The organism is Pararobbsia alpina (assembly GCF_902859895.1).
Lineage (GTDB): Bacteria > Pseudomonadota > Gammaproteobacteria > Burkholderiales > Burkholderiaceae > Pararobbsia > Pararobbsia alpina.
The window spans coordinates 457,873-475,972 of record NZ_CADIKM010000001.1 but is presented as its reverse complement, the minus strand read 5'-3'; the positions used below and the strand labels follow the sequence as shown (position 1 = coordinate 475,972).

General features: G+C 63.1%; 13 protein-coding genes and 1 pseudogene. 5 read left to right on the top strand and 9 right to left on the bottom strand.

Annotation, left to right across the window (positions count from 1 at the left end):
- The first annotated feature begins 43 nt into the window (after positions 1–43).
- The gene (locus HV670_RS02070) at positions 44–907 is read left to right on the top strand and encodes an ATP-binding protein (protein WP_175102942.1); all 864 of its coding nucleotides are present in this window, start codon (positions 44–46) and stop codon (positions 905–907) included.
- Positions 907–1,335 (top strand): NUDIX domain-containing protein, encoded by a 429-nt coding sequence (locus HV670_RS02065; RefSeq protein WP_246256888.1) that lies wholly within the window; start codon positions 907–909, stop codon positions 1,333–1,335. The genes HV670_RS02070 and HV670_RS02065 overlap by 1 nt, the downstream gene beginning before the upstream one ends.
- 32 nt (positions 1,336–1,367) lie before the next feature.
- Here the strand turns inward: HV670_RS02065 and yacG are convergent, their stop codons facing one another.
- The 9 genes and pseudogenes from yacG to HV670_RS32170 form a co-directional block, all read right to left on the bottom strand.
- Entirely contained in the window at positions 1,368–1,559 is a 192-nt protein-coding gene (gene yacG, locus HV670_RS02060) for a DNA gyrase inhibitor YacG (RefSeq protein WP_175102940.1), read from the bottom strand.
- Positions 1,560–1,627: 68 nt separating this feature from the next.
- Positions 1,628–2,383: a cell division protein ZapD gene (zapD, locus tag HV670_RS02055; protein WP_175102939.1), complete on the bottom strand. Its 756-nt coding sequence runs from the start codon at positions 2,381–2,383 to the stop codon at positions 1,628–1,630.
- Positions 2,384–2,465: 82 nt separating this feature from the next.
- On the bottom strand, positions 2,466–3,287 hold the full coding sequence (gene coaE / locus HV670_RS30795) for a dephospho-CoA kinase (protein WP_246256886.1): 822 nt from the start codon (positions 3,285–3,287) through the stop codon (positions 2,466–2,468).
- A 1-nt stretch (position 3,288) separates the two neighbouring features.
- Positions 3,289–4,380 (bottom strand): prepilin peptidase, encoded by a 1,092-nt coding sequence (locus HV670_RS02040; RefSeq protein ID WP_246256884.1) that lies wholly within the window; start codon positions 4,378–4,380, stop codon positions 3,289–3,291.
- A gap of 39 nt (positions 4,381–4,419) precedes the next feature.
- Positions 4,420–5,562: a type II secretion system F family protein gene (locus HV670_RS02035; RefSeq protein ID WP_175102938.1), complete on the bottom strand. Its 1,143-nt coding sequence runs from the start codon at positions 5,560–5,562 to the stop codon at positions 4,420–4,422.
- Positions 5,559–6,824 (bottom strand): GspE/PulE family protein, encoded by a 1,266-nt coding sequence (locus HV670_RS02030; protein WP_175102937.1) that lies wholly within the window; start codon positions 6,822–6,824, stop codon positions 5,559–5,561. Before HV670_RS02030 ends, HV670_RS02035 begins: the two co-directional genes overlap by 4 nt.
- 132 nt (positions 6,825–6,956) lie before the next feature.
- Positions 6,957–8,246: an HlyC/CorC family transporter gene (locus HV670_RS02025; protein ID WP_175102936.1), complete on the bottom strand. Its 1,290-nt coding sequence runs from the start codon at positions 8,244–8,246 to the stop codon at positions 6,957–6,959.
- A 271-nt stretch (positions 8,247–8,517) separates the two neighbouring features.
- The gene (locus tag HV670_RS02020; RefSeq protein ID WP_425511368.1) at positions 8,518–9,357 is read right to left on the bottom strand and encodes a glycosyltransferase family 2 protein; all 840 of its coding nucleotides are present in this window, start codon (positions 9,355–9,357) and stop codon (positions 8,518–8,520) included.
- A 52-nt stretch (positions 9,358–9,409) separates the two neighbouring features.
- Positions 9,410–9,585, bottom strand: a pseudogene (locus HV670_RS32170) (IS6 family transposase); the annotation flags it as partial.
- A 747-nt stretch (positions 9,586–10,332) separates the two neighbouring features.
- Here HV670_RS32170 and HV670_RS02015 point away from each other — a divergent pair.
- The 3 genes from HV670_RS02015 to HV670_RS02005 are packed head-to-tail and all read left to right on the top strand — an operon-like array spanning position 10,333 to position 18,071.
- Positions 10,333–11,598 carry an efflux RND transporter periplasmic adaptor subunit gene (locus tag HV670_RS02015; RefSeq protein WP_175102935.1) on the top strand — a complete coding sequence of 422 codons (1,266 nt, stop codon included), beginning with the start codon at positions 10,333–10,335 and terminating at the stop codon, positions 11,596–11,598.
- 18 nt (positions 11,599–11,616) lie between these two features.
- Positions 11,617–14,748, top strand: coding sequence for an efflux RND transporter permease subunit (locus HV670_RS02010; protein WP_175102934.1), 3,132 nt, complete (start codon positions 11,617–11,619; stop codon positions 14,746–14,748).
- A complete protein-coding gene (locus HV670_RS02005) occupies positions 14,745–18,071 on the top strand; it encodes an efflux RND transporter permease subunit (protein WP_175102933.1) in 3,327 nt (1,108 codons plus the stop codon). The genes HV670_RS02010 and HV670_RS02005 overlap by 4 nt, the downstream gene beginning before the upstream one ends.
- The last annotated feature ends 29 nt before the right edge of the window (positions 18,072–18,100 follow it).

The window sequence follows — 18,100 nt, the reverse complement described above, 5'->3', positions numbered from 1 at the left end:
GTCGGCCGCAGCCGGCCGCAACACTGGTTTATCACACTGTCGCATGGACAAACTTGAACAATTCCTGAGCCGCGCCGAGCAACTGCTCGGTCGTCTTGAAACCCTGCTGCCGCCGACGGCTCCCGAGATCACCTGGGATTCGGCTGTCGCCTTTCGCTGGCGCACGCGGCAGGGGCGGGGCTATCTGCAGCCGGTGCCGAACATTTCCCTGATCGGCCTCGACGATCTTCAGAACATCGAGCGGCAGAAACACCTGATCGAACAGAACACGCGTCAGTTCGTGATGAGCCAGCCTGCCAACAACGTGCTGCTGACCGGCGCGCGGGGTACCGGCAAGTCGTCGCTGATCAAGGCCTGCCTGAACCAGTTCAAGGACCAGGGCCTGCGCCTGATCGAAGTCGACAAGGACGACCTGCACGACCTCGGCGATATCGTCGACCTGATCACTACGCGGCCCGAGCGGTTTATCGTGTTCTGCGACGACTTGTCGTTCGAAGAAGGCGAGTCGGGCTACAAGGCACTCAAGGTCGCGCTCGATGGTTCGATTGCCGCGCAATCGGACAATGTGCTGATCTATGCGACCTCGAATCGCCGCCATCTGCTCCCCGAGTACATGAGCGACAACGAGAGCTACAAGCATACGAACGACGGCGAGATCCATCCGGGCGAGGTCATCGAAGAGAAGATCTCCTTGTCCGAGCGATTCGGTTTGTGGGTGAGCTTCTATCCGTTCAAGCAGGACGACTATCTCTCGATCGTCGCGCACTGGATGAAGCATTTCGGCCGCACCGACGACGATGTCGCGGCCGCGCGCGGTGACGCGCTCGTCTGGGCACTCGAACGCGGTTCGCGTTCCGGCCGGGTTGCATGGCAGTTTGCGCGCGACTGGTCGGGACGGCAGCAGTGATGAAGCTCGCCGCTGAGCAAGGCCAGGCGCCCGACGGGCGCCCTGTGACCGAAGTCGCGGTCGGCATCCTGATCGAGCCGGACGGGCGTTTCCTGCTTGCGCAGCGTCCGGCGGGCAAGCCCTATGAAGGTTACTGGGAGTTTCCGGGCGGCAAGCTCGAGGCCGGTGAATCGGTCGAGGCCGCGCTGGGCCGCGAACTTCACGAAGAGCTGGGCATCACGATCGGCAACTGCGAGCGGTGGCGTGTGCTCGAGCACGACTATCCGCACGCCTATGTGCGGCTCTATTTCTGCAAGGTCACCCAGTGGGAAGGCGAACTCGTCGGCCGTGAAGGGCAGGCCTTCGCGTGGCAGCGGCAACCGATCAGCGTCGATCCCTTGTTGCCGGCGACGGTTCCGGTACTGGACTGGTTGACCGAATCGGCCTGAAGGCAGGCTGGGTCGCCGCTTGTCCGACCGCCCTAGTTGAGTTCGTCCTTCGGTGATCCGTCAGGGTTTTCTTCGTCGGTCTTGCCTGCGATCGTGTATTTTTCGGCGGCCCAGGCGCCGAGGTCGATCTGTTTGCAGCGCTCCGAGCAGAATGGCCGGAAGGTGCTTTCGGCGGCCCACGGGACCTTCTTCCCGCAGGTCGGGCAGTTCACGAAGGTAGTCATCGCCTTCTCTCTTCAAGTCAAGCCGCTGCAAGCAAGGAGGCGGGTCCATGACGCCCGCCTTATCGGCTCTACAGCGTACAGAGTGTCAATTCGAACGGGACGTCGCTATCGACCGCACGGGGACGCAGATCGCCCCCCTGGGTCGTGAACCGCACCCATAGCATGTATTTGTTCGCGCTCGCCTCGGGAATCACCCGCGCTTCATCGGGGACACGAACCTGCATCAGATGATAGGTCCGTCCGGACAGCATCTGCTGATAGCTGCCCTGCACGGCCATCACCTTGGCGGACTGCCCCGACTCACGCGCGAGACGCAGCACGATCGTGGCCGCATCGCGCAGCGGCAAGAGCGGCATGACCCACTTTGCGATGTCGTTGCGGCGCTGCTCGACGGAGAGTTGTTGCCACGCATAGTACGAGGGCAGATCGAAACGACAGGTCCCGCCCGGGATGATCGCGCGGCTGCGAATACTCGTGAGCCACTCATTGTCGCCAAGGTGCTGCGTTGCCTTGCCCTGCATCTGGTTCAGATTCGCGAGGGTCGCTTCGATTTCGCCGAGCACGACCTCGAGCGTCGACTGTTCGATCTCGGCGTTGTCGCGAAACGGCGTGAGCGTGACGCGCTGTCGTTCAAGTTCCTTGAGCAGATCGGACTTGAGGTCGGAGCGCCCGGCCACTTCGGAGATCTCAAAGAGCGTCGTCAACGCGACATGATGCTCACGGGGATCTTCCTGGTGCAGGAAAAAAGAGAAGCGGTCGAACAGATCTTCGAGCCGCAACAGCGTTCGGATTCGCTCGTTGAACGGATACTCGTAGAGGATCAATGCTCGCCTTTACCGGGATCGGGGTTGAAGTATTCGCACATTCTAATGCCGGCATTGGGCGCGTCGCAATGATGGAGCGCAGCTATCTCGCCCCCGCGAGGGCGAGATAGCGACGATGAAGTGCGTCAACCTTCTCATAAACCGCGTCAGTGCTGGCTTTGTCGTTTTCGATCACGTCATCGGCGAGCGCGAGCCGCCCGGATCGGCTCGCCTGCCGCGCGATGATGGCTTCGACCTGTGCGCGACTGAAGCCGTTGCGTCGCATGACCCGCTCGATCTGTGTTTCGGGTGCGCAGTCGACCACGAGCACCCGATCGAAGCGGCCTTTCAGGCGGTCTTGCAGGCGATCGCCTGGGGCGTCTTGCACGGGGTCTTCGAGGTCGGAAGCCGGGCCGCCGCTTCGCCGACGCGGTGACTCGCCCGAGCGATTCTCAGGCTGCAGCGCTGCGTCCGGTGCAGCAGGATGCATGCCCGATGCGGCGTTTGCCGACACCGGGACAGCGCCGTCGCGCGCCAGACCAAGCGATTCCACGAGCAGCGGGATCACGAAGATCCGGTAGGGCCCGGTTGCGGCACGTGCGGCGGCCTCGCTCGCGGCGCGGATCAGCGGATGGGTGATCGATTCGAGCCGACGTTTAGCCTCGCTGTCGCTAAACACGAGGGCGCGCATGCGGGCGCGGTCGAGCGAGCCGTCGGCTGCAACGAATTCGCGGCCGAAGGCTGCTTCGATCGCGGGCATCGCGGCGCCACCGGGCGCGGTCACGGTATGGGCGAGCACGTCGGAATCGATGATCGTCGCACCCAGCGACGCGAAACGGTCGGCGACCAGCGTCTTGCCGCTGCCGATACCGCCGGTCAGCCCGACTGAAAACAGGTGCCCCGACTTCAACCGTTCGTGTTCCATGTCAACCTCCGAGGCCCGCGCTACCGTACAGGGGGAGCGACGGCCAGAAGGGCGTGCCGGCGAACAGGGTGATGCAGCCGGCAACAGCGAGAAAGGGCCCGAATGGCAGCGGCTCGTCGCGTTTCATGCGGCGGGTCGCAAGCATGGCCAGGCCGACCAGTGCACCCGCGGCCGAGGCCAGAACAAGCACCTGAACGAGGCCGGTCCAGCCGAGCCATGCGCCGAGTGCCGCGAACAGCTTGAGGTCGCCATGGCCGATGCCCTCGACCCCGCGCCACCACCAGAACCCCCAGTAGACGCACCACAGAAAGACGTATCCCGCGGCGGCACCGATCACCGCATCGCCGAGCGTGGCGAAGGACGGATCCAGATTGATCAGCAGTCCGGCCCAGAGGAAGGGCAGCGTGATCGCATCAGGCAGCAGCCCGGTCTCCCAGTCGATGCAGCTCAGCGTCAGCGCGACCGCGGCGAATCCGAAGGCCGCGATCGCCGCGAAGCCCGGTCCGAAACGCCACCACGCAAGTGCGGCGAGCAAGCCGCTGGCGAGTTCGAGCAGCGGGTAGCGGATCGAAATGCGCGTATGGCAACTGCCGCAGCGTCCGCGCAGCAACAGATAGCTGAGCACTGGAATGTTCTCCCACACCCGCAGGCGATGCCCGCACGCATCGCAATGCGAACCCGGATGCATGAGATTGTAGGTCTCGGCGCCCTTGGCTTTGCCGGCGGGCGTGTCGGCTCGCGCGGCGGCTTCGGTGGGGGCAAACTCGCTCCCGCGGCTGCGGCGGCCCGGTACAGCCCTATCCTGGGTGACGGTGGTTTCGTCCGCCTCGGCCGAGGCCATTGCCGCGTTTGTCCGCTCCTCGAGATACTCGGCGACACTCGTGTCCCAGTTGCGTTCGAGCACCCGGGGCACGCGATGCACGACGACGGTGACGAAGCTGCCGATCACCAGTCCGAACGCAATCACGAACGCGTATTGGATGGCGACGGGCATCAGCGTAAAGCCGTCGAACAGTGAGGTCAGACCGGTCAGCATCGTGGACGAGAGCAAGGCAAAGGGGCGCGCCGACGCGCGGCAGGAAAGGCCGCCCATGCTACACCAGCGCTGTCGGGAGTTGCGTATCGTACGCCGTTAAACCACATGACCGAGCTCCACGATGGGCAGGTAGAGGGCGATCACGAGGCCGCCGATGAGGGCCCCGAGAATGACGATGATGGCGGGCTCGACCAGCGTCGCCGCGGACACGAGCGCGGTATCGAGGTCCTGGTCGGCCAGATCGGCCAGATCGATCAGCAGTCGATCGAGCGCCCCGGTTTCCTCGGCGACCGCGATGGGCTGGACGATGCCCGCCGGAAAACATCCTGTGCATGCCAGCGCGTCGGCGAGCCGCTGACCGCGCCGGATGCGGCGCCCCGCATCGCGGGTCGCCGCATCGAATACCGGATGGCCCGAGACATCGGCCAGTACGTCGAACGCATCGGCGAGCGGCGTGCCCGCGCTCAGCAAGGTTCCCAGCGCCCGACACCATCGCGCGACGAACAGGCGCGTGATCAGCGTGCCTGCGACAGGCAGGGCCAGCAGCCCCGTATGCCATGCGAACCGGAGCCGGGGCGAACGCTTGAGCATAAGCGTGAGTGCGAGGTAGGCCAGCGCGGCGCCCGCGCAGGCCCAGGGCATGACGTGTCCGACCGTGTCCGAGATTTCTAGCACGACGCGCGTGGCGAGCGGCAGCGACGCCCCGAAGCTTTCGAAGATGTCCGCGAAGGTCGGCACGACCCAGTGCGTGAGTGCACCCGCAATGGCCGCGCCGCACGTGAGCAGGCACACTGGATAGGTGAGCGCACCACGCAGTCTGGCCCACTGCGCAGCGGCCTTCTCGCGCTGGGCCGCGATGCGAAACAGCACATCGCAGAGTCCGCCGGATGCCTCCCCGACCGCGACAAGCGCGCAACAAAGCCTGCCGAACGCACGCGGGTGTCGTGCGAATGCCTTTGACAAGGCCTGCCCGCGGGACACGTCACGGGAGATCTCGACCAGTAACTGCCGGGTCTCGTTGCGTGGCGCTGTCGTTTGCAGCACCTGCAAGGCGGGTGCCAGCGGCAGCCCCGCCTTCAGCAGACTCGCCAGTTGCCTGAGCAGCCGGGTTGCTTCCGCATATCGCACACGCGATGCTTGCGATCGTCCCTGTGCGCGTTCGCGTTCATCCCTGCTTTCGACTCGAGGCGGACCACCCGCGGTCCGCAAGCCGATTGCCTGTGCGAACCGCCGGATCATGCATCGAACTCTGTCGCGGCGACGGCGGCTTCGAGCGAGGTTTCGCCGCGCCTCACCTTGAGCAGCGCGGCATCGCGCAAGGTCGGCAAACGGCTGCGTGCCACGTCTTCGGCGAACGCTCTGCCAACGCCATGCTCGACGATCTGACTGCGCAGGACACTTGTCATCGGCATCACCTGGTGGATGCCGACACGCCCCCGATAGCCGATCTGATGACATTGTTCGCATCCGATCGGCCGGTAGAGCGGCTCGATTTGCGCGATGTCCGCATCGTCGAAGCCGGCTGCGCGAAGGCTATCGGCGTCGGCGAGATAGGGTTCGCGGCAGGCCGGGCACAGACGCCGCACGAGTCGCTGGGCCGTGATCAGGCGGATGGCCGCGGCGAGGTTGTGAGGCTCGATGCCGATATCGAGCAGACGGGCGAGCGTCGCGGGGGCGTCGTTCGTGTGAAGCGTCGAAAGAACCAGATGGCCGGTCAGCGCGGCCTTGACTGCGACGTCGGCGGTCTCGCGATCGCGAATCTCGCCGATCATCACCACGTCGGGGTCTTGCCGCAACAGGGCTCGCAGTGCGGTAGCGAACGTGAGCCCGGCCTTCTCGCGGATGTTGACCTGGTTGAGACCCGCAAGCTGGATCTCCGCGGGATCCTCGACCGAACAGAGATTCGATGAGATGCTGTTCAGGTATTGCATGAAGCAATACAGCGACAGCGTCTTGCCGCTGCCCGTCGGGCCGGTGACGAGCAGTAGCCCGTGCGGTGCCCGGATGGCCTGGGAGATGGTCGCCTGCTGCTCGGGTTCGAGACCGAGCGCTTGCAGGCTCAACTCCTCAGGCAGGCTGTCGAGCCGGCGCAGTACCACCTTCTCGCCGAACAGTGTGGGCAGCGTGCTGACCCGATACTCCTCGATTTTCGAGGGCCTGATCCGGATCCTGAGCCGGCCGTCCTGGGGGATGCGCCGCTCGGCGATGTCGATGCGCGAGAGCACTTTGATACGCGTGACGAACGGATCGCACAGGCTCGCTGCCGGACGTGCGGTCTGATGCAGCACGCCGTCGATGCGCAGGCGTATGCGCCATCCGCCGACATCGGGTTCGATGTGAATATCGGACGCGCGGCGCTCCGCGGCATCGAGAAGGACATCACGAAGCAAGCGCGCGGCGGGTGAGTCCGCCGCGTCGTCGACGCTCGTGAGAATGGTCAGGTGATGCGAGGACAGCACCGTGCGCGAAGCGGGCGGCGGGGGAAAATCGAAATCATCCATGGGCAGCTCCGATGAGGTCCGAAAGGGAGCTTCATCGTCGCGCAGCCGGCCGCCCGCGCACAGTCGGCCGGATGGCCAGGCTTCCCGCATAGGCCCCCGGAACCCAACCGTTCAACTTCGCCTCGCTTCTGCTTAGCTCCGGCCTCGAGCCGGTGCTGCGGGCTTGAACAGCTTGACCGTCTTGATCGCCTGATTGTCGATCTGCATGACTTCGAGCCGGCATTCGCCGATCTGCAGGGCGACATCGCCTTCAGGAATCTCTTGCAGGGTTTCGAGGATCAAACCGTTGAGCGTCTTCGGCCCGTCGACGGGCAGCTTGAGCTCAAGCCAGCGATTGAGCTCGCGCAAGGGCATCGCGCCGGCGACGATACATTCGCCGTGCGCGTTCCAGCCCGCGCGCGTGTTCGCGGAGCGTGGCATCGATGTCGTGAACTCGCCGATCAACTCCTCGATGATGTCCTCGGGTGTCACGAGCCCCTGGACCTCGCCGTATTCGTTGACGATCAGCCCGATGCGCTGGCGATTCTCCTGGAAGAACTGGAGTTGCTGGAACACCGCCGTGCCGGTCGGTACGAAATAAGGTTCGCTCAGCAATTCGCGCAGCGTCTCGCGATCGAGCTCCTCATGATGGCGCAGCGCGGCCAGCGTCTTGCGCACGTGAAGCACACCGAGCACCCGGTCGATGTCACCTTCATAGACAAGCAACTTGTTGTGATAGCAGGTTTCGAGCTGCTGGAGGATCTGGTCGAGCGGCGCGCTGAGATCGAGCGCTTCGATGCGTGGACGCGGCACCATCACGTCGTCGACTGTGATGTTCTCGAGTTCGAAGAGATTGAGCAAGATGCTGCGGTGCTTGTGCGGCATGAAGCTGCCGGATTCCATCACGATGCTGCGCAGTTCTTCCGACGACATCCGCACATTGTTCGCGTCGCGCGGATTGATATGAAGGATGCGCAGGATCGCCGAGGCGAACAGGTTCACGAACCAGATCAACGGACGCAACACGCGCATGAGCGGCGCGATGATGAGGCTCGCGGGCAGCGCGATTTTCTCGGGATAGGTCGCGCCGACGATCTTCGGCGTGATCTCGGCGAACACGATGATCAGAAAGGCGATCACGCCGGTCGTGATCGAGAGCACGACGTTGTCGCCGCCGAATGTATGCACCGCGATCGAGGTGGTGAGCACCGGGATCAGGGTATTGATCACGTTATTGCCGATCAGCACGGCCCCGAGCAGGTCTTCGGTGCGGGCGAGCAGGCCCTGGGTGGTTTTTGCGCCGACGGCACCCTTGCGGGCGAGATGTTTGAGACGGTGGCGGTTGATCGCCATCATCGAGGTTTCAGAGATCGAGAAGAAACCGGACAGCAGCAGGAGAATGGCAACGAGGCCGGCCTGCGCCCATAAGGGAAGCGATTCCACGCGTAGGGAAAATCGAAGAAAGGAGGTGAGAGCACTATAGCAGACCGATTTGGGCGGTCGTTCGCGGCCCGTTCGTCATCGCTCTCCGCCCGGTTGCCGCGCGATGACCACCCCCATGCCGCCCACCTGCTGTCCCTGATCGTGCGGGGGGCTCGATCTGCCATCTCATCGCAGTGGCGAAGTATGCGTAGGGGGCCACATGCTTACCGCGACCGCTTTCGGCCGCCTGCCGGCCCCTCAAGTGACTACGCCAGCCATTGCCCAACTCGCACTATTCGGAAATGAGCTGAAGGAGCGCTTTGCGATATTTACGGTGCGTGTAGGTGGAGGCATAGAGCGCCAATATCAAGCCAACTCGACCATCACGCCAGTTTCCATTACGGATATACCATTTTCCGAACGCCCCGATCGGACTGAACCACTGCTTGAACCAAAGTACACCAATCCATTTCCGTCTAGCGAGCAGATCAATTGCAGCCAGGTCGGTGTATTGATCAAGTTTTCGTCTCACCTCTGATTTACTCTCAAAGGTGTGGTGGATCAACGGAGATTCGATGCGCCCGATACTTGCAAAGCCGACAGGCGTTTCGTGAACGCTGTGTTCGGTAAAATCCGTCTTGTCCCGGTGACATATGCGAACGGGGTAGTCTGGGCAGCTAGCGGGCATCAGAGCGTGGACGACCCTGCCCCTCACCACCCAGTCGCGGCGAACTGTATAGGCGTCGTGCGAAAACCCGGAGACCTTCAGCGCCATGACTTCATCAATCAGCGCGTCGCTGGCGATCTCATCACTATCTAAGAACATGACGGTCTGATGCAAACATTGGCTATTGGCAAAAAGGCGCTGGGCGCGAAAATTGTCAAAGGCCCGGTGTGCGATTCGAGCGCCATGTTTGGCCGCAATTGCTAGTGTTGCGTCGTTGCTGCCGCTATCCACCACCAATAGATCATCCGCCGCACGCTTCACGGCGGTCAGGACCTTGTCCAAGTGCCGTTCACTGTTGTGGGTGAGAATATATATCGAGAGAGGCGTCAATCTTTTATCAACCTTTTTGGGTCTTCGGCACGCGACAGCGGCAAAGCGAGGATTGAAGATAGAGTCATTGAGCATGGAGATCTTGTCGCAGGAAGGTGCGCGAGATCGATATGCGAAGGACTGCTTATGCCCGGCGCTGGATCGTCGAACGATCGACATCGATCCCAGTTCGCCCTTCATTTCTTTCAGGGGGCGCAGGTCCAGCGGGTAGGCCACGCACCGGCACACGCAGGTCGGGATCACGTCGAGCGGATAGTGCAGGCGTTCGGGCACTCTGGTCACCGCTGGAGTCAACGTTTTCATCGAGCTTTCAGTCTTTCGTTTCGGTCCGCACACCCCGGCGCAGGGTTATTGTGACAGAAGCGATAATCTCTTGCCCGCTCGGGGTGGTGGGTGGCGCATCGAATGCTTTAGCGTTAAGGCCCGGTCCTGACAGAGCTGACGGCCTCGACATGCTCGTCACCGTCAGTCCCGGTTCTTCCAGGACATTCCGAGGCATAGCCGGTCACCAATTTTCCGCAGGTGTTACCGTTCGTTGCGGCCACCAACAGGCGGCAGATCTCGCCTTCCGCCGCCTATTGGTGCCAACGACGCGCCTGAAGGCATTAAACAGAACATTTCAGCGAGCCACATTGTTGCATTCGTGTAACTCAAGCATCGCCCAAGCCTAGTACATTGACGGTCTTCTTATTTTCAATCCGTGTATCTGCTGTTACTGAGGTCAATATCAACAACCGACGGCTAGTCAGTCCGGCCCTTGCGACAACCAACAGGATCGTTGAGCCCAAGATGCGCCGGGCGGCGCTGCTGAAACTTTACTGGCCAACGTTCGTCGTAGCGCACTGCACTCATCGGACCGTAATGCCTGCCAGCGCAGGCTACGGTGATTTGCCGTGCGCGCAGCCAGCGTGGCTGACTGCTAAATGAAATCTTATTGAAGGCTTGATCGATGGTGACAACGCGAGGGAATCGTGGCGCTTCTCTGCAGTCCCAACTCAGCAGCACTTCCCGTCCAATCACCAACGGCAGCATTTGTTTTCGGAGATACTTATGAGCGAAGGCGTGTCCAGGCAGCCGAAGCACTCCCGACGCGGGCTCATCCTGTTTGTGGTCGTCGTGCTGGCGCTGATTGCGCTGGTCGTCGTCCACCTGTTGACCCAGAAGAAGCGCACGCACGCCGCAGCGCCCATGATCGTGACGGTTGCGAAGGCAAGGCTCGGCTCGATGCCGGTCACCTTGAGCGAACTGGGCACCGTCACGCCGATCGCCACCGTGACCGTGCTGCCGGAACTCAGTGGCTACCTGACCACCGTCGCTTATCGCGAGGGCCAGGAAGTGCAGAAGGGCCAGTTCCTGGCCCAGATCGATCCGCGCCAGTATGAGATCGACAAGCAGCAGGCCGAGGCGTCACTCGCCAAAGACAGCGCCTTGCTCGCTCAGGCGCGTGCCGCCCTTGCCCGCTATACACAGTTGGACGAGCGCAAGTCGATCGCCGAGCAGACCTACGCGGACCAGCAGTTCCTCGTCCAGCAGGACGAGGCCGTGGTCAAGACCGATCAGGCCATGATCGCCCAGTACGACCTCGACCTGGTCTATTGCCACATCGTCGCGCCGGTCTCCGGAAAGGTCGGCCTGCGCCTTGTCGACCCGGGCAACTACGTCACGGCGTCGTCGTCGACGGGCATCGTCGTCATCACCACCGTCAAGCCGACCACGGTGGAGTTCACGGTGCCGCAAGACTCGCTGGACGCCGTCATGCAGCGCCTGAATGCCGGCGCCACCTTGCAGGTCACCGCCTATAGCAGCGACAACGCGCGGCAAATCGCCACGGGTACGCTGTACGCCGTCAGCAACCAGATGGCTACGGCAACGGGCACGGTCACCTTGCGCGCAACGTTCCCCAACGACGACGAAGCACTGTTTCCAAACGAGTTCGTCAACATCAAGCTGCTGGTCGACACGATGCAGAATGCCGTGCTGGTGCCGACGCCGGCGGTGCAATCCGGCGCGCCTGGCGACTTCGTCTATCTCGTCAACGCAGACAATTCCGTTTCCGTGCATAAGGTCAAGCTCGGCCCGAGCAATGGTGCGGACACGGTCATCCTGTCCGGCCTCTCGGCGGGCGACGACGTGGTCACCGACGGCACAGACCGCTTGAATGACGGTGCCAAGATCCGGACGGCCACGGCGAATTCCGCCGCGGCCGACGGCGCTGCCTCGCAGTCTGCGACGGCCTTCCACCACCACAAGCGGGCCCGCGGCGCGTCGGAGCCCGCTGCGGTGTCTGAAGGCGCGCCGGCCAATGCTGCTTCGTAGAAGCGGACCCACGCGCCGATGAATATTTCCCGTCTGTTTATTCTTAGACCGGTGGCGACGCTGCTGCTGATGGTCGCTCTCGTGCTGATCGGCATCGTCGCGACGCGCGTGCTGCCGGTCTCTTCGCTGCCGAACGTCGATTATCCGACCATCCAGGTGCAGACCTTCTATCCGGGCGCGAGCCCGGACGTGATGGCCACCACGGTGACCGCGCCGCTCGAAGTGCAGCTCGGCGAGATTCCCGGCTTGCAGCAGATGACGTCCTACAGCTCGGACGGCGCGTCGGTCATCACCCTGCAGTTCGATCTGTCGCTGAACCTCGACGTCGCCGAACAGGACGTCCAGCAGGCCATCAACGCCGCCAACAGCTACTTGCCTTCGGGTTTGCCCGCGCCCCCGACCTATGCGAAGGTGAACCCGGCCGATCAGCCGATTCTGACGCTCGCGGTCACCTCGAAGTCGATGTCGCTCACGCAGCTCGAGGACGTCGCGAACAACCGCCTCGGCACCAAGATTTCCGAAGTGTCGGGCGTGGGCGTGGTCACGACGAGCGGTGGCAACGTGCCGGCCATCCGCGTCGAAGCGGACCCGCAGAAACTGGCTGCCTACGGCCTGAACATCGACGACCTGCGTACGCTGCTCAGCTACGTCAACGTCAGCCAGCCGAAGGGCAATTTCGACGGTCCGAAGCTCGACTACACGATCAACGGCAACGACCAGATCGTCGACCCGAAGGACTATATGAACACGGTGATCGCCTACCAGAACGGCGCGCCGGTGTTCATGCGCGACGTTGCCAAGGTGAGCCAGGCCGCGCAGGACGTCGAGCGCGGTGCCTGGTACAACGGGGCGCCGGCCATCGTGCTCAATGTGCAGCGTCAGCCGGGCGCGAACGTGATCGCCACGGTCAACCAGATCATGAAGGAATTGCCGCAGCTCGAATCGACGCTGCCGGCGGGCATGAAGGTCACGGTGGTGTCCGACACCACGGGCATGATCCGCGCGTCGGTGTCCGACGCGGCGTTCGAACTGATTCTGGCCATCGTGCTGGTGGTCGCGGTGATCTTCGTGTTCCTGCGCAATGTGCCGGCCACGCTGATCCCGAGCGTGTCCGTGCCGGTCTCGCTGATCGGCACGCTGGCGGTGATGTACCAGTTGAACTACTCGATCGACAATCTCTCGCTGATGGCGCTGATCATCGCCACCGGCTTCGTGGTCGACGACTCGATCGTGATGATCGAGAACGTCGTGCGCTATCTGGAGGAAGGCAAGACGCCACTCGAGGCCGCGCTGGAAGGCGCCGGACAAATTGGCTTCACGATTCTCTCGCTGACCATCTCGCTGATCGCCGTGCTGATTCCGCTGCTCTTCATGGGCGGCGTGATCGGGCGTCTCTTCAGCGAATTCGCGGTCACCCTCGCCGTCACCATCGTGATCTCGGCGGTGGTCTCGCTGACCTTGGTGCCGATGCTCTGCGCGCGCATGCTGCGCGCCCAGGCCGAACGCCATCCAAGCCGCTTCGAGCGCATCAGCGAAGGCCTTTTCGACAAGACGCTCGCCGCCTATGAATGCGGCCTGCGCTGGGTGCTGGACCACCAGGTGCTGACGCTCGCGGTGGCGGTCGGCACCGTCGTGCTGACCGGCTACCTGTATGTGGCGATTCCGAAGGGCCTCTTTCCGGTGCAGGACGTCGGCGTGATCGAGGGCTTCAGCGTGGCCGACAACTCGGTGTCGTACGAGGCGATGGCGAGCCGTCAGAACGCCCTTGCCGATGCGATCCTGAAAGACCCTGACGTGAGCTCGCTCACCTCCTACGTGGGCATCGACGGCACCAACACCACGTTGAACAACGGCCGCTTCCTGATCAATCTGCGCGACCGGAGCAAGCGTTCCGGCACGGCACAAGAGATTGCGCGGCGCCTGCAGCAGGAAGTCGCCAATGTACCTGGCGTAAAGCTCTACGTGCAGCCTGAGCAGGATCTGACGCTCGACACCACGGTCTCGCCGAACCAGTACCGCTTCGTGCTGCGCGGACCGAACCAGCAGGCGTTCCAGAAGTACGTGCCGGAACTGGTATCGCGCCTGAAGCAGATTCCGTCGCTCGCCGACGTGCAAAGCGATATGAACACCGACGGCCTGAGCGTGAACGTCGAAGTCAACCGGCAATTGGCCGCGCGCTTCGGCATTACGTCGGCAACCATCGACAACGCGCTGTACGACGCACTCGGCCAGCGGATCGTTTCGACCATCTTCGAGCAGTCGAACCAGTACCGGGTGATTCTCGTCGCCAAGCCGAATGCGCTGCCCAACGTGCAGTCGATCGGCAATCTGTATCTGCCCAGCCAGACCAGCAGCACCGGCCAGGTGCCGCTGTCCGGCATCGCGAAGATCCAGATCACGAAGTCGCCGCTGGTGATCAGCCATCTGGCGCAGTTCCCGTCCGTCACGATCTCGTTCAACCTTGCGAAGGGCGCGTCGTTGAGCGCGGCGGTCAAGGCGATCCATCAGGCCGAGCAGTCGGTGAACCTGCCGCCGTCGATCACCTCGTCGCTGCAGGGCGCCGCGCAGGCGTTCGAGGACTCGCTGTCGAGCGAGGTGTACCTGCTGATCGCTGCGCTGGTGGTGGTGTATATCGTGCTCGGCGTGTTGTATGAGAGCTTCATCCATCCGGTGACGATTCTGTCCACGCTGCCCTCGGCGGGGATCGGCGCGCTGCTCGCGCTGATGATCGCCGGCAGCGACCTGGATGTGATCGGCATCATCGGTATCGTGCTGCTGATCGGCATCGTCAAGAAGAACGCCATCATGATGGTGGACTTCGCGCTCGATGCCGAACGCAATCACGGCAAGGCGCCGCGCGAAGCGATCTTCGAGGCGTCGCTGCTGCGCTTCCGCCCCATCCTGATGACGACGCTCGCCGCCATGCTCGGCGCTCTGCCGATGCTGCTCGGCACCGGCACAGGTTCGGAGCTGCGCCGGCCTCTCGGTCTCGCGATCATCGGCGGCCTGACGTTGAGCCAGATGCTGACGCTCTTCACCACGCCGGTGATCTACCTGTTCTTCGACAGGATGGCGCAGCGCGTGAACCGCAGGCGCCGCCGCAATGCGCCGGAGAATTCGACGGGGAATAGTGCGGAGGACACGCCTTGAACATCTCGGCGTTGTTCATCCGGCGCCCGGTCGCGACCACGCTTCTGGCGATCGCGATCCTGATCTCCGGGGTGCTCGCCTATTTCCGGCTGCCGGTCGCGCCGTTGCCGAACGTTGCCTTTCCGGTGATCGTGGTGCAGGCGAACATGGCAGGCGCGAGCCCGGACATCATGGCGTCTACCGTGGCAGAGCCGCTCGAGCGGCGGCTCGGCACGATCGCCGACGTCCAGGAGTTGACCTCGATCAGCTACGTCGGCTCGTCGATGATCGTGGTCGAGTTCGGGCTGAAGCGCGACATCAACGGCGCGGCCCGCGACGTCGAAGCGGCGATGCAGGCGGCTCGCGCAGACTTGCCGACCACGCTGCGCAGCAATCCGACCTATCGCCAGTACAACCCGGCGGATTCGCCCATCATGGTGCTTGCGCTGACCTCGGACACGCTCACCAAGGCGCAGCTCTACGACTCCGCGGATTCGGTGATCCAGCAGAAGCTCTCGCAGGTCACCGGCGTCGGCCAGATCACGCTCGGCGGCGGCGCATTGCCGTCGGTACGGGTCGAGTTGCAGCCGGGCAAGCTGAACAGCTATGGGATCGGCCTCGAGGACGTGCGCGCGGCGATCGGTGCGGCGAACGCCGACAGTGCCAAGGGCCACCTCGACGAAGGCAAGCAACGCTATGTGGTCACGTCCAACGACCAGATCAGCAAGGCCGCGCCTTACCGCGACCTGGTAGTCGCCTACCGCAACGGTGCGGCTGTACAGCTGCGCGATGTCGCCGACGTCAGGGACTCGAACGAGAATATCCGCAATGCCGGGCTCTTCAACGGCAAGTCGGCCATCCTGGTGGTCGTGTATCCGATGCCCGGTAGCAATGTCGTGAACACCGTCGCGCAGATCCGCAAGGTGCTGCCCTCGATCCAGGCGACGCTGCCGAGCAGTGTGCACGTGGCCATCGCGCTGGACCGCTCGCAGTCGGTCCGCTCGTCGGTCGGCGACACCGAACGCACACTGTTCATCGCCGTGCTGCTAGTCGTGGGCGTGGTGTTCATCTTCCTGCAGTCTCCACGTGCCACGCTGGTGCCGGCGGTCGCGTTGCCGCTGTCGATCGTGGGTACTTTCGGGCCGCTGTACCTGCTTGGCTACAGCATCGACAATCTATCGCTGATGGCGCTCACCATCGGCACCGGGTTCGTGGTCGACGATGCGGTGGTGGTGCTGGAAAACATCGTGCGCCACATGGAGGAAGGCCTGAGCCCCAAGGAAGCGGCCCTGAAAGGCAGTGGAGAAGTGGGCTTCACGGTGATCTCGATGAGCCTCTCGCTGATTGCGGTGTTTCTGCCGATCATGCTGATGCCCGGTATCGTCGGCTTGCTGTTCCATGAGTTCGCAGTCACGCTCTCCATCGCGATCCTGATTTCGCTCGTGATCTCGCTCACGGTCACCCCGGCCATGTGCGCGTATGTGCTGAGCCGCAACAACGCCGGGCATTCGAAAGCCCGCTGGGGGCTCTGGATCGAGGCGCAGTTCGACCGCTTCAAGAATGGCTATGCGCGTTCGCTGACGGCCGTGCTGGACCATTCGCTGCTGGTCATTGTGCTGCTGATCGGCTTGCTCGTGGCGAACGTCTTCCTGTTCAAGCTGGTGCCGGCCACCTTTTTCCCTGAGCAGGACACCGGCATTCTGGTCGGACAGATCATGGCCGACCAGAACATCTCCTTCCCGTCGATGGAAAAGAAGCTGGCCCAGTTGCAGGAGATCGTGCAGAAGGATCCGGCGGTCGCCTCGGTGGCGGGTTTTACCGGCGGCCGCGCGCTCAACACCGCGAACGTGTTCATTGAACTCAAGCCGCTGGCGCAGCGCCATGTCACCGCGAGCGAAGTCGTCAACCGGCTGCGGCCCAAGCTCAACCAGGTCTCGGGCGCCCGGCTCTTCATCCAGGCGCAGCAGGATTTGCGGATCGGCGGGCGGCAGTCAGCCGCCGAGTATCAGTACACGCTGACGAGCGACGATTCCGCGGCGCTGTTCAAGTGGACGCCGCTGCTCGTCGCCGCGCTCAGCAAGGACCGCGGGTCATTGGTGGACGTGAACTCCGACCTGCAGCAACACGGTCTGCAGACCTACGTCAATTTCGATCGCGCCACCGCGGAACGGTATGGCTTTGCACCGAACCAGATCGACAACGTGCTGTATGACGCTTTCGGCCAGCGCACGGTATCGACGATCTACAACCCGCTCAACCAGTACTTCGTGGTGATGGAGGTGGCGCCGGAATACTGGCAGTATCCGCAGACACTGAGCCAGATCTTCCTGAGCACGGCGGCGGGCAATGCAACCGGTACGGCGGGCACGCAAATGCCGGGCGGTACCGTGTCGGGGGTGACGCCGACGAGTGCGATCACCATGACCAGCACCTCGTCGAGCACGAACTCGCTCAACTCGAACGCGGAAGCCAACGCGACCAACAACAGTATCTCCAATAGCAAGGGCGGCAGTTCGACAGGCAGCGCGGACAGCACTTCGGCCGAGACCATGGTGCCATTGCCGGCGCTGGCCACGTACTCGAACAGCCACACGGCGACGCAGGTGAACCATCAGAGCGGACTCGTCGCCGCGACGATTTCGTTCAACCTGCCGCCCGGCGGCTCGTTGAGCAACGCGGCCATGGCGATCGACGACACCATTCGCGAGATCGGCATGCCGGCCAAGGTCCACGGTGCGTTTGCCGGCGCGGCGGCGGCCTACGCTCAGTCCATGGGTACGGTGCCCTTGCTGATTCTTGCCGCGCTGGGCGTGGTGTATATCGTGCTCGGGGTGCTGTACGAAAGCTCGATTCACCCGCTGACCATCCTGTCGACATTGCCGTCGGCCGGTATCGGCGCGACGCTGGCGTTGCTGATCTTCGGCACGCCATTCTCGGTGATCGCGATGATTGGCATCATCTTGCTGATCGGTATCGTCAAGAAGAACGGCATCATGATGGTCGATGTCGCGATCCAGTTGCAGCGCAACGAAGGGATGTCGGCGCGGGAAGCGATTCACGCCGCCGCCGTGGTGCGCCTGCGGCCGATCATGATGACCACGTTCGCGGCAGTGCTCGGGGCAGTGCCCCTTGCCATCGCCATCGGCCAGGGTGCCTCGCTGCGTCAACCGCTCGGTATCACGGTGATGGGCGGCCTGATCCTGAGCCAGGTCTTTACGCTATACACGACACCGGTGATCTACCTCTACCTCGACCGCTTGCGTTCCAAGCTGGTCAGGGGGGCCGCAGGCCTGCCATGGAATCGGGACTCGGCGCAACCCGGACAACCGGATACGAAGGCATGAAGATGAAGATTTCGTATAAACACTTTGGT

Coding starts and splice junctions, on each gene's coding strand:
- HV670_RS02010 (WP_175102934.1), top strand. CDS start 11,617: ATGAATATTTCCCGTCTGTTTATTCTTAGACCGGTGGCGACGCTGCTG.
- HV670_RS02065 (WP_246256888.1), top strand. CDS start 907: ATGAAGCTCGCCGCTGAGCAAGGCCAGGCGCCCGACGGGCGCCCTGTG.
- HV670_RS02020 (WP_425511368.1), bottom strand. CDS start 9,357: ATGCTCAATGACTCTATCTTCAATCCTCGCTTTGCCGCTGTCGCGTGC.
- HV670_RS02015 (WP_175102935.1), top strand. CDS start 10,333: ATGAGCGAAGGCGTGTCCAGGCAGCCGAAGCACTCCCGACGCGGGCTC.
- HV670_RS02030 (WP_175102937.1), bottom strand. CDS start 6,824: ATGGATGATTTCGATTTTCCCCCGCCGCCCGCTTCGCGCACGGTGCTG.
- HV670_RS02070 (WP_175102942.1), top strand. CDS start 44: ATGGACAAACTTGAACAATTCCTGAGCCGCGCCGAGCAACTGCTCGGT.
- yacG (WP_175102940.1), bottom strand. CDS start 1,559: ATGACTACCTTCGTGAACTGCCCGACCTGCGGGAAGAAGGTCCCGTGG.
- coaE (WP_246256886.1), bottom strand. CDS start 3,287: ATGGAACACGAACGGTTGAAGTCGGGGCACCTGTTTTCAGTCGGGCTG.
- HV670_RS02040 (WP_246256884.1), bottom strand. CDS start 4,380: ATGGGCGGCCTTTCCTGCCGCGCGTCGGCGCGCCCCTTTGCCTTGCTC.
- HV670_RS02035 (WP_175102938.1), bottom strand. CDS start 5,562: ATGATCCGGCGGTTCGCACAGGCAATCGGCTTGCGGACCGCGGGTGGT.